The organism is Micromonospora sp. HB375 (assembly GCF_017872985.1).
GTDB classification, from domain to species: Bacteria; Actinomycetota; Actinomycetes; order Mycobacteriales; family Micromonosporaceae; genus Micromonospora; species Micromonospora chalcea.
This window is the reverse complement of the sequence record NZ_JAGGJO010000001.1, coordinates 1488590-1500281: the sequence shown is the minus strand read 5'-3', so window position 1 is coordinate 1500281 and position 11692 is coordinate 1488590. Positions and strand designations below refer to the sequence as shown.

The window sequence follows — 11692 nt, the reverse complement described above, 5'->3', positions numbered from 1 at the left end:
CGGGGAGGGAATTCGCCGGGTATGACCCGGCCGGCTACTGCTGCCCTCCGGGGCAGGAGAGTCGATCATGCGGCCCATTTTATCGGTACCGGCTGGACGTCCGCTGAGGGTGCCGGGAACCCTCCCCCACGTCCGGTTCACCGCCCGGCGAGCTCGTCCACGTCCAGCAGGCTCCGGTCGACCCGGCCGGACCGGTAGGCCGCCCGGCCGATCATCTGCGCCGCCACCGGCGCGGTGGAGAGCTGGAAGATCGCCACCAGGACCAGCATGCCCAGGTCCGAGGGGGTACGCAGACGCAGCGCCAGCCCGGCCAGCAGCAGCAGGACGCCCAGCACCTGCGGCTTGGTGGCCGTGTGCATCCGGTCCAGCACGTCCGGGAAGCGGACCAGCCCGATGCCGGCGATCAGCCCCAGCACCGCCCCGGCCAGCAGCAGCGCTCCACCCGCCCAGTCCGCGACGGCAGCGACGCTCACGATTCACCCCGGACCGCGAAGCGCACCAGCGACACCGAACCGATGAAGCCGAGCAGGGAGAGCACCACGAGCACGGGCAGCGTGGTGGCATGCCGGTTCACGGCGGCCTCCGCCCCCACCGCGGCGAGCATCGCCGTCAGCAGCAGGTCGGCGCCGACGACCCGGTCGAGCAGGGACGGGCCGCGGTAGATGCGGGCCAGGGCGAGCAGCGCGGTGGCCGAGAGCAGCACGGTGAGCGCGACGGCGAGCAGGACTGTCACGGGTGGTTCCTCCGTTCGGCGGGTTCGAGGTCGAGCCGGCGTACCTCGGCGGGAGATCCGATGGCGCGGACGATGCGCCGTTCGACGGCGAGCACGCGCTCGCGGCTGCCGGTGATGTCCTCGGGGCCGCGCACGTCGAGCACGTGCACGTAGAGCACGCCGGCGGCCCGGTCGACGTCGATGATCAGCGTGCCCGGCACCAGCGAGATCACCTCGGCGGTGAGCGCCAGGTTGAGGTCGGTACGCACGCGCAGCGGCACCGCGATGATGGCGCCGCGCGGGCGGTAACCGAAGCGCAGCGCCACGGCGGCCACGTGCAGGCTGGCGCTCACCAGCTCCGCGATGAAGGTGATCAGGAAGACCAGCAGCGCGCGGGGGCGGAACCGGCCGCCGAACGTGACCGGCGGCAGCGGGAAGAACAGCAGCACGGCCGCGCCGACCACCAGCCCGGCGATGAGGTTGCCCACTGACACGTCGCCCCACAGCAGCAGCCACGCGGCGACCAGCCAGCCGAGCGCGAGCGCCTGGTCGCGGCGCCGCCCACCCCGGCCCACCACCTGAATCGGCACGTCGGGCTCGGGCGCGGCCCGGGGTACGCCGGTCGGCTCCCCGGTCGCGCCCCCGCCCGGGGGCAGGTCGTCGGTCATGGCACGTCCCGGGGCAGGACCGCCCGCACGTACGGGGTGCGTTCGCGCAGGTCGGTGGCCGCGTTCGAGGTGACCTGGAACAGCGGCCCGGCCGCCAGCGTGAACAGCACGCCGAGCGCGACCAGGGCGGTGGTGGCGCCGACCATCAGGCCGGGCAGCCGGGCCGGCACGGTGGTGGAGGCCAGCCGGGGCGCCCGCCAGAACGCGATGTTCCACACCCGGGAGGCCGCGTAGAGCGTGAGCAGGCTGGTCAGCGTGCCGGCCCCGACCAGCACGGCGGGCAGCGTCCCGCCCGCCGCCACGCCGGCCTGGAGCAGACCCAGCTTGCCGAGGAAGCCGGAGAACGGCGGGATGCCCGCCAGGTTCATCGCCGGGACGAAGAAGAGCACGCCGAGCATCGGGGCGACCCGCGCCAGCCCGCCGATACGGCGCAGGTCGGTGCTGCCCGCCCGCTCCTCGACCAGGCCGGCGACCAGGAACAGCGTGGTCTGGATGGTGATGTGGTGCACCACGTAGAAGATCGCCCCGGACAGGCCGGCGACGCTGCTCAGCGCCACCCCGAAGATCATGTAACCGATGTGGCTGACCAGCGTGAACGACAGCAGCCGCTTCAGGTCCGACTGGGCCACCGCGCCGAGGATGCCGACCACCATGGTCAGGCCGGCCACCACCATCAGCAGGCCGGCGACCTGGCCGCCGGGGAACAGCAGCGTCTCGGTGCGGATGATCGCGTACACGCCGACCTTGGTGAGCAGGCCGGCGAAGACAGCGGTCACCGGCGCGGGCGCGGTCGGGTAGCTGTCCGGCAACCACGCCGACAGCGGGAACACCGCCGCCTTGATCCCGAACGCGAGCAGCAGCATCAGTTGCAGCGTCAGGCGTACGCCCGACGGCAGCGCGTCCAGCCGGCCGGCGAGCTGCGCCATGTTCAGCGTGCCGGTGGCCGCGTACACCAGCCCCACCGCGGACAGGAACAGCAGCGACGACAGGATGCTGACCACCACGTACGTCGAGCCGGTGCGCAGCCGCACCTCGGTGCCGCCCAGCGTGATCAGCACGAAGCTCGCCGCGAGCAGGATCTCGAAGCCGACGAAGAGGTTGAACAGGTCCCCGGCCAGGAAGGCGTTCGTCACGCCCGCGGTGAGCACCAGGTACGTGGGGTGGTAGATGCTCACCGGCGCGGTCTCGCCGGTCTCCCCCCGGCCCTGGCCGATCGAGTAGAGCAGCACGCACAAGGTCACCGCTGAGGAGACCAGCACCATCAGCGCCGCCAGCTGGTCGGCCACCAGCACGATGCCCACCGGCGCCGGCCAGCCGCCCACCTGCACCACCACCGGCCCGAACCGGTACGCCTCGACCAGCAGCACCGCCGCCACCACCAGGACGCTGGACAGGCAGAGCACGCTTATCGACCGCTGCAGGCGGGGCCGCCCGGACAGCAGGAGGGTGAGCGCCGCGCCGAGCAGCGGCACCACCACCGGCAGCGGCACGAGCCCGCTCATGTCTCACCGTCCCGGCGCAGCCGCCGGCGGGCCGGCTCCGGGTCCACCTGCTCCGGGTCGTCGTCCGGGCCCTCGCCGCCGTGGTCCGCGGTCGACACCTCGTTGCTCTCGGCGAGCCGGACGATCTGCCGGTCCTCCAGGTCGTCCTGCACCTCGTCGTCGCCGCTGGTGTACCAGCTGCGGTACGCGACGGCGAGCAGGAACGCGGTCAGCCCGAACGTGATCACCACTGCGGTGAGCACCATGGCCTGGGGCAGCGCGTCGCTCATCTCACCCTGCGGGGAGGAGCCCACGAACGGTGCGGCGCCGGCTCGCCCGCCGAGCAGGATGAGCAGGTTCACGCCGTTGCCGAGCAGGATGATGCCGAGCAGGATCCGGGTCAGGCTGCGTTCCAGCAGCAACGTGACACCGGCGGCGACGAGCACCCCGACCGCCAGCACCAGCACCAGCGTCGGACCGGCCGCGCCCCTGGTCATGTCGGGCCGTCCCGCTGGACGATCAACCCGCGTCCCGCCTCACCGGCGGCCTCCACGTGCCGGTCCACCTCGGCGCCCAGGCTGCGCAGGATGTCCAGCACCAGCCCGACCACCACCAGGTAGACGCCGATGTCGAAGAAGAGCGACGTGACCAGGTAGAAGTCGCCGATCACCGGCAGCCACAGGCCGACCTTGACGCTCTGCAGCACGTCGCCGGTCAGCGCCAGCCCGAGCACCCCGCTGCCGACCGAGATGCCCAGACCCGCGCCGAGCACGGTGCCGGCCCCGACCGGCGCCGCCTCGGCCAGCTCGTACCGGCCGCCGGCCAGATAGCGCAGGGCCAGCGCGAGGCCCGCCACCAGGCCGCCGGCGAAACCGCCACCGGGGGCGTTGTGCCCGGAGAAGAGCAGGAACAGCGAGAAGATCAGTACGGTGTGGAAGATCAGCCGGGTGACCACCTCGAACACGATCGAGCGCCGCCGCTCCGGCAGCGTCTGCCCGCCGCGCAGCCACACCGTGCGCCGGTCACCGGCGCGCATCGCGACCGGCCGCGGGCGGCGCGGACGCGGCCCGGTGCGGGAACGCTCGTAGATCAGGCTGGCCACACCGGTCGCGGTCACCACGAGCACCGAGATCTCCCCCATGGTGTCCCAGGCCCGGATGTCCACCAGGGTCACGTTCACGACGTTGCGGCCGTACCCCTCGACGAGGGCGAGCTGGGGGAAGTCGGCGGAGATCGACGGCGCCCGGCGCGCTCCGGCCGCGGTCAGCGCCAGGCCGGCCATCACCACGCCGGCGGCGATCCCGATGCCGCGCCGCACCCAGCGGCTGCGGCGCAGCGGACGGGCCGAGAAGCGTTCCGGCAGCCGGCGCAGCACCAGCACGAACACGGCGATCGTGGCGGTCTCCACCAGGAACTGGGTCAGCGCCACGTCCGGCGCGCCGTAGAGGACGAACATCATCGCGGTGCCGTAGCCGGTGACCCCGACCAGCAGCATCGCGGTGAGCCGGCGACGCGCGCCGACCGCGAGCAGCGCGGCCACCGCGATCACCACCGCGACCACGAGCTGGGCCGGGTTGTCCCACACCGCCAGCTCGACCCGCCACGGCGCGGTGGCGAGCATCGCCCCGCCGGGCACGAACACCAGCGCGAGCAGCACCGTACCGAGGTACTGCGGCAGCGAGCCGCGCTGGGTGGCGCCGGTGACCTCGATGGCGAGCCGGTCGAAGCCGTGCGTCACCCACTCGTACCCCTGGTTGCCGCTCACCGGCGAGCGCAGCCGCGCCAGCGCGGGCGCGAGCGGGCCGCGGACCAGGTGCAGTGCCGCGCCGCCGGCCAGCACGAGGGCGGAGAGGCCGAGCGCCGCAGTCGGCCCGTGCCAGAGCGCCAGATGCTCCTCGACCGGTCCGAACAACTCCGCGTACGGCTCGAACAGGCCGCTCAGCCACCCGGCGGCCGGACCGGCGGCGAGCCCGGCCACGGCGAGCAGCGCCGGGGGTACGAGCATCGCGGCCGGTGGCCGGGCCACCTCCGTGTCCGCGACGCCGGGCCGGGTGCCGAACGCGCCCCAGACGAACCTGATGCTGTACGCGACGGTGAGCGCGCTGCCGGCCACCAGCACGGCGAGCACGAGCGGGTCGCCGGTGAACGCGGCGAGCACCGACTCCTTGGCCACGAACCCCAGCAGCGGCGGCACGCCGGCCATCGAGGCGGCGGCGAGCGTGGCGACGATCGCCAGCCACGGCGCGGCCCGGCCCACACCGGACAGGTCCCGCAGGTCACGGGTGCCCGCCTCGTGGTCGAGGATGCCGACGACCAGGAACAGCGCCGCCTTGAACAGCGCGTGCGCCGCCAGCATCGCCACGCCGGCCAGCGCCGCCTTCGGGGTGCCCGCCCCGAACAGCACGGCGAGCAGTCCGAGTTGGCTGACCGTGCCGTACGCCAGCAGCAGCTTCAGGTCGGTCTGCCGCAGCGCCGCCCAGCCGCCCAGGACCAGCGAGAGCAGCCCGGCGACGACGGTGACCGGCCGCCACGGTCCGGCCGCGGCGAGCGCCGGGCCGAGCAGTCCGATGAGGAAGATGCCGGCCTTCACCATGGCCGCCGCGTGCAGGTACGCGCTGACCGGTGTCGGCGCGGCCATCGCCACCGGCAGCCAGGCGTTGAACGGGAACACCGCCGACTTCGCCAGCGCGCCGGCGAGGACGAGCAGCACCGCCAGCGCCAGGTATCCGCCGCCGGGCAGCGGCGCGGACGCCACCGACGACCAGCGGTAGCCACCCGCGTGGTGACCGAGCATCAGGAACCCGACGAGCATCGCCAGGCCGCCCAGCGTGGTCACGGTGAGCGCCTGCGCGGCCGCCCACCGGCTGGACCGGCGCTCGGTGCTGTGCCCGATCAGCAGGTACGAGAAGACGGTGGTCAGTTCCCAGAAGACGTAGAGCAGCAGCAGGTCGTCGGAGACGACGAGGCCGAGCATCGCCCCGGCGAAGGCGACCATGACGGCGGCGAACCGGGCCAGCCCGACCGACCCGGGCTCGAAGTAGCGGGCGGAGTAGACGAGCACCAGTGCGCCGACGCCACCGACCAGCAGCAGCATCAACCAGGACAGCGTGGTGACCCGCAGCGCCACGTCGAACTGCAGCTCCGGGATCCACTGGTACGTCTCGACGACCGCGCCGCCGTCGCGTACCGCCCCGGTGTGGGCCACCGCCCAGACCGCGGTTGCGGCCGGGGCGAGCGCGAGCAGCAGGCAGGCGCGCGGACCCCACCGGCGGACCAGCAGCGGGGCGAGCAGCGCCGCCACCAGGTGCACGATCAGCAGGACGAGCACGCGTACTCCCGGTCGAGGTGACAGCGCGCCGGAACACGCTGGGACACAACCGATCAGACTTCACAACCAACCCCAACCGCGCCCTTTTCCCCAAAAGCCACCCATCTCCCCCCCCACCCACCCCACCCGCCTTCTCGCGGTGATCAAGGAGTTTGTGTCCGGAGCAGGCCCGTGCGCTGACACAAACTCCTTGATCAACGCGGAGTTCGGGCGCCGGTCAGGTCGGGTGGGCCGGTCAGGACAGGGCGGTGGAGTCCAGCTGGCGGGCGGCCCGGTCGACGGCGCGCTGGGCGACGGCGAGGGACCGCAGTGGCAGCCGGGCGTCGCGGCTCTCCCGGCGCTGGACGAAGTAGTGCACGGCGGCCCGCACGCGCGCCCGGTCGGCGGCACTGGAACGGGCGGTGGCGAGGATCATCTCGCGCAGCCGCCGGGCCAGTTCCTCGGCCAGTTCGAGGTCGGGACCGCGCAGCCCGGCGCGGAGCGCGGCCAGCCGGCCGTCGACCTGACGGAGGAGCAGGTCGGTGCCGGGCCCGAAGCCTCGTTCCTCGACGGTCATCCACGCCTCCAGCCCACGCCGCATCGCGAGTGAAGTTACTTTATGTTGCAGTGCACAAGCAACCAGTTAAGTAAGACTTAACGGAATAACCACCCATTTCCCTCCCTGAGCGTCGTCGCCGGGACAGATCGCTCCGGCGAGGCGGCCGGATGTCACACCGGCGCGGCAGGATGGGGTCGTGGCGGACGAGGTGACCCGGTCGGGCGGGGTGCTCCAGGAGTTCGGCGCGGCGACCCGGGAGTGGTTCACCGCGGCGTTCGCCGCGCCCACCCCGGCCCAGCAGGGCGCCTGGCACTCGGTGGCCGCCGGGCGCAACGCCCTGGTCGTCGCGCCGACCGGCTCCGGCAAGACGCTCGCGGCCTTCCTCTGGTCACTGGACCGGCTCGCCAAGGAACCGCCGCCGGCCGACCCCCGCCGACGCTGCCGCGTGCTCTACGTCAGCCCGCTCAAGGCGCTCGCCGTCGACGTCGAACGCAACCTGCGTGCCCCGCTCACCGGGATCCGCCAGGCCGCCGCCCGGCTCGGCCTGGCCCCGCCCGACGTCACCGTCGGCATGCGAACCGGGGACACCCCGGCCGACGAGCGCCGCGCCTTCGCCCGCACCCCGCCGGACATCCTCATCACCACGCCCGAGTCCCTGTTCCTGCTGCTCACCTCCGCCGCCCGCGACTCGCTGCGCGGCGTGGACACGGTCATCCTGGACGAGGTGCACGCGGTCGCGGGCACCAAGCGCGGCGCCCACCTCGCGCTGTCCCTGGAACGCCTCGACGCGCTGCTGGAGCGGCCCGCCCAGCGGATCGGGCTCTCCGCCACGGTCCGGCCGATCGACGTGTGCGCCCGCTTCCTCGGCGGTGCCCGCCCGGTCGACGTGGTGCAGCCGCCGGCCGACAAGACCATCGAGGTGAGCGTCCAGGTCCCGGTGGAGGACATGACGCGCCTCGACGAGCAGGAGCCACCGGAGGACGACCTCGGCGGGCTCGCCCCCCGCCGCCCCTCGATCTGGCCGGCCGTCGAGGAACGCGTGTTCTCGCTGATCCGCGCGCACCGGTCCACGATCGTGTTCACCAACTCCCGGCGCAGCGCCGAACGGCTCTGCGCCCGCCTCAACGAGCTGGCCGCCGAGGAGTTGGAGGCGGCGTCCGCCCCGGATGGCAGCCGCGTGGCCCGGGGCGGGGAGCCGGTGCGCGTATCCGATCTGCTGCCCGGCGTCGACGGCCCGCCGGCCGGCGACGAGGCCGGGCTCGACGACGCCGACGGGCTCGGCCCGATGTCCGGCGGCGGGCCGGCCGACGGGAGCCGGGCCCGGCGCGGGGCGGAGGCGTTCGGCGGGCCGGTGGGGCCGGTGCGCGCGCCGCGGCAGCCGGCCGAGGTGATGGCGCAGTCCGGCGCGGCGACCGGGGCGCCGGCGGTGATCGCGCGGGCGCACCACGGCAGCGTGTCCCGGGAGGAGCGCAAGCAGATCGAGGAGGCGCTCAAGTCCGGGCGCCTGCCCGCCGTGGTGGCCACGTCCAGCCTGGAGCTGGGCATCGACATGGGCGCCGTCGACCTGGTGGTGCAGATCGAGGCGCCGCCGAGCGTGGCCGCCGGGCTGCAACGGGTCGGGCGGGCCGGGCACCAGGTGGGCGCGGTCTCGCGCGGCGTCGTCTTCCCCAAGCACCGGGGCGACCTGCTCTCCTGCACGGTGGTGGCCGAGCGGATGGGCGCCGGGGCGATCGAGGAGCTGCACTACCCGCGCAACCCGCTCGACGTGCTGGCCCAGCAGATCGTCGCGATGGTGGCGCTGGAGCCGTGGCGGCTCGGCGACCTGGCCGTGCTGGTCCGCCGGGCGGCGCCGTTCGCGGAGCTGCCCGACTCGGCGCTGCACGCGGTGCTCGACATGCTCTCCGGGCGCTACCCGTCCACCGCGTTCGCCGAGCTGCGGCCGCGGCTGGTCTGGGACCGCGCCACCGACGTGCTGACCGGCCGGCCCGGCGCCCAGCGGCTCGCCGTGACCAGCGGCGGCACCATCCCCGACCGGGGCCTGTTCGGTGTGTTCCTGGCCGGCGCCGAGCGGGCCGCCCGGGTGGGTGAGCTGGACGAGGAGATGGTCTACGAGTCCCGGGTGGGTGACGTGTTCCTGCTCGGCTCGTCGTCCTGGCGGATCGAGGAGATCACGCCCGACCGGGTGCTCGTCTCCCCCGCGCCGGGGCAGGCGGCCCGGATGCCGTTCTGGAAGGGCGACCAGCTCGGCCGTCCGGTCGAGCTGGGCCGGGCGATCGGGGCCCGGGTCCGGGCGCTGCTGCGGCAGTCAGACGCCGACGCGGTGGCGGCGCTGCGCGCCGGTGGGCTGGACGACTGGGCCGCCGGCAACCTGATGAACTACCTGCGCGAGCAGAAGGCGGCCACCCGGTCGCTGCCGGACGACCGGACGGTGGTGGTCGAACGGTTCCGCGACGAGCTGGGCGACTGGCGGCTCGCCGTGCACTCGGTGCTCGGCGCGCGCGTCAACGGGCCGTGGGCGCTCGCGATCGGCCGCCGGCTGGCCGAGCGGTACGGCGTGGACGCCCAGGTCATGCCCTCCGACGACGGCATCGTGGTGCGCCTGCCGGACACCGCCGAGACGCCGCCCGGCGCCGACGTGGTCGTGTTCGAGCCGGACGAGATCGCCCAGCTGGTCGAGGAGTCGGTGGGCACGTCCGCGCTGTTCGCGTCCCGGTTCCGCGAGTGCGCGGCCCGGTCGCTGCTGCTGCCCCGGCGTGACCCCCGGCGGCGGCAGCCGCTGTGGCAGCAACGCCAGCGGGCCGCGCAACTGCTCGACGTGGCCCGCGAGTACGCCGACTTCCCGGTCACGCTGGAGGCCGCCCGCGAGTGCCTCCAGGACGTCTTCGACCAGCCCGCTCTGGCCGAGTTGATGCGTGACCTGGCCGCCCGCAAGGTACGCCTGGTCGAGGTGGAGTCCGAGCGCCCGTCGCCGTTCGCGCGGTCGCTGCTGTTCGGGTACGTCGGCGCGTTCCTCTACGAGGGCGACGCCCCGCTGGCCGAGCGGCGGGCCGCCGCGCTGGCGCTCGACTCCGGGCTGCTCGGCGAACTGCTGGGCCGGGTCGATCTGCGGGAGCTGCTCGACCCGGAGGTGCTCGCCGAGACCGCCCGTCAACTGCGCTGGCGCACCGAGCAGCGTCGGCCCCGCGACCCGGAGGACGTGGTCGAGCTGCTGCGCGTGGTCGGTGACCTGAGCAGCGCCGAGCTGGCCGAGCGGGGCGCGCCGGAGTCCTGGGCCGACGAGCTGGCGGCGGCCCGGCGCGTCCTGCGGGTCCGGATCGCCGGCGAGGACCGCTGGGTAGTGGTCGAGGACGCCGCCCGGCTGCGCGACGCGCTCGGCGTAGCGCTGCCCGTCGGGGTCGCCGAGGCGTACCTCGCGCCGGTGGCCGATCCGCTCACCGACCTGGTCGCCCGGTACGCCCGCACGCACGGCCCGTTCGCGGCGGCCACCTGCGCGGCCCGGTTCGGGCTCGGCGTGTTCGTGGTGGAGCAGGCGCTGCGGCGGCTCTCGGCGAACGGCCGGGTGGTCTCCGGCGAGTTCGCCCCGGACACGGTGGGCACGCAGTGGTGCGACGCGGAGGTGCTGCGCCTGCTGCGCCGCCGCTCCCTGGCCGCCCTGCGCCGGGAGATCGAACCGGTGCCGCCGCGCGCGCTCGCCACGTTCCTGCCCCGCTGGCAGCAGGTCGGCTCGTCGGCCCGGGGCGTCGAGGCGGTCGCCGCCGCCCTCGAACAGTTGCAGGGCGTGAACGTGCCGGCGTCCGCGCTGGAACGCCTGGTGCTGCCCGCCCGGGTCGCCGACTACTCCCCCGCCCAGCTCGACGAGCTGTGCGCCAGTGGTGAGGTGGTGTGGGCCGGCGCGGGCGCGATCTCCGGCGGCGACGGGTGGGTGACGCTCGCGTACGCCGACGTCGCCCCGCTGCTGCTCCCCCCGCCGGACGAGGCGCTGACGCTGACCCCGCTGCACGAATCAGTGCTCGACGCGCTCGCCGACGGGCAGGCGCTGTTCTTCCGGTCGCTCTCCGACCGGGTCGGCGCCACCGACGACGCCCTGTCCGGCGCGGTGTGGGACCTGGTCTGGGCCGGTCACCTCACGAACGACACGCTCGCCCCGTTGCGGGCCGCGCTCGGCGCGGGCGGGGCGCACCGGTCCCGGCCGTCGGCGCCGCGCACCCGCTACCGCCGGCCCGGCCGGGTGGCACTGCCCAGCCGGGGCGGCCCGCCCACAATGGCCGGTCGCTGGTCCCGGCTGCCCGAACGCGACAGCGACCCCACCCGGCGCGCCGCCGCGCTCGCCGACCTGCTGCTGGAACGGCACGGCGTGGTGACCCGGGGCGCGGTCGTGGCCGAACAGGTCACCGGTGGTTTCGCCGCCGTCTACCCGGTGCTGTCCGCGCTGGAGGAACGCGGGGCGGCCCGGCGCGGCTACTTCGTGGAAGGGCTGGGCGCGGCACAGTTCGCGGTGCCCGGCGCGGTCGACCGGATCCGGGCGCTCGCCGACGACAGCCAGGGCCGGGGCGGCCCGGCGGTGGTGCTCGCCGCCACCGATCCGGCGAACCCGTACGGCGCGGCGCTGCCCTGGCCCGAGCGCGTGGTCGACTCCGGCGACGGCGCGGCACCGGCCACCGGGCACCGGGCCGGGCGCAAGGCGGGCGCGCTGGTCGTCCTGGTCGGTGGTGACGTGGTGCTCTACGTGGAGCGGGGCGGCCGGACGATCCTGTCGTTCACCGACGACACCGACACGCTCGGCGCGGCCGGCAAGGCGCTCGCCGACGCGGTGCACTCCGGCGCGCTCGGCGCGATCTCGGTGGAACGCGCCGACGGCGAGGCCGTGCACGCGTCCCCGCTGCGCGACGCGCTCACCGCCGCCGGTTTCCGCGCCACCCCGCGCGGTCTGCGGCTGCGCGGCTGAGGGCCCGGCCGCCCCGGTTA

At 74.7% G+C, this 11692-nt stretch carries 8 protein-coding genes; 1 reads left to right on the top strand and 7 read right to left on the bottom strand.

The features are described 5' to 3' along the window. Positions 1–137: 137 nt before the first annotated feature. From mnhG to J3R08_RS07190, 7 genes are all read right to left on the bottom strand, one after another. Positions 138–473, bottom strand: a complete 336-nt coding sequence (mnhG, locus tag J3R08_RS07220; protein WP_166455486.1) for a monovalent cation/H(+) antiporter subunit G — start codon at positions 471–473, stop codon at positions 138–140. Then, positions 470–733 (bottom strand): monovalent cation/H+ antiporter complex subunit F, encoded by a 264-nt coding sequence (locus J3R08_RS07215; RefSeq protein ID WP_043325758.1) that lies wholly within the window; start codon positions 731–733, stop codon positions 470–472. The genes mnhG and J3R08_RS07215 overlap by 4 nt, the downstream gene beginning before the upstream one ends. Then, on the bottom strand, positions 730–1380 hold the full coding sequence (locus J3R08_RS07210; RefSeq protein WP_209960431.1) for a Na+/H+ antiporter subunit E: 651 nt from the start codon (positions 1378–1380) through the stop codon (positions 730–732). Before J3R08_RS07210 ends, J3R08_RS07215 begins: the two co-directional genes overlap by 4 nt. Continuing rightward, the gene (locus tag J3R08_RS07205; RefSeq protein ID WP_043325762.1) at positions 1377–2882 is read right to left on the bottom strand and encodes a Na+/H+ antiporter subunit D; all 1506 of its coding nucleotides are present in this window, start codon (positions 2880–2882) and stop codon (positions 1377–1379) included. Before J3R08_RS07205 ends, J3R08_RS07210 begins: the two co-directional genes overlap by 4 nt. After that, positions 2879–3358 carry a Na(+)/H(+) antiporter subunit C gene (locus J3R08_RS07200; RefSeq protein ID WP_043325764.1) on the bottom strand — a complete coding sequence of 160 codons (480 nt, stop codon included), beginning with the start codon at positions 3356–3358 and terminating at the stop codon, positions 2879–2881. Before J3R08_RS07200 ends, J3R08_RS07205 begins: the two co-directional genes overlap by 4 nt. After that, positions 3355–6189 (bottom strand): Na+/H+ antiporter subunit A, encoded by a 2835-nt coding sequence (locus J3R08_RS07195; RefSeq protein WP_209960429.1) that lies wholly within the window; start codon positions 6187–6189, stop codon positions 3355–3357. The genes J3R08_RS07200 and J3R08_RS07195 overlap by 4 nt, the downstream gene beginning before the upstream one ends. Positions 6190–6424: 235 nt before the next feature. Continuing rightward, positions 6425–6745 carry a hypothetical protein gene (locus tag J3R08_RS07190; RefSeq protein ID WP_030504176.1) on the bottom strand — a complete coding sequence of 107 codons (321 nt, stop codon included), beginning with the start codon at positions 6743–6745 and terminating at the stop codon, positions 6425–6427. A gap of 178 nt (positions 6746–6923) precedes the next feature. Here J3R08_RS07190 and J3R08_RS07185 point away from each other — a divergent pair, with 178 nt between their 5' ends. Then, positions 6924–11672 (top strand): DEAD/DEAH box helicase, encoded by a 4749-nt coding sequence (locus J3R08_RS07185; RefSeq protein ID WP_209960427.1) that lies wholly within the window; start codon positions 6924–6926, stop codon positions 11670–11672. Positions 11673–11692: the final 20 nt, after the last annotated feature.

Bases quoted from the DNA above. Each gene is read 5' to 3' on its own strand.
- J3R08_RS07205 (WP_043325762.1), bottom strand. From the start codon at position 2,882: ATGAGCGGGCTCGTGCCGCTGCCGGTGGTGGTGCCGCTGCTCGGCGCG.
- J3R08_RS07190 (WP_030504176.1), bottom strand. From the start codon at position 6,745: ATGACCGTCGAGGAACGAGGCTTCGGGCCCGGCACCGACCTGCTCCTC.
- J3R08_RS07200 (WP_043325764.1), bottom strand. From the start codon at position 3,358: ATGACCAGGGGCGCGGCCGGTCCGACGCTGGTGCTGGTGCTGGCGGTC.
- J3R08_RS07210 (WP_209960431.1), bottom strand. From the start codon at position 1,380: ATGACCGACGACCTGCCCCCGGGCGGGGGCGCGACCGGGGAGCCGACC.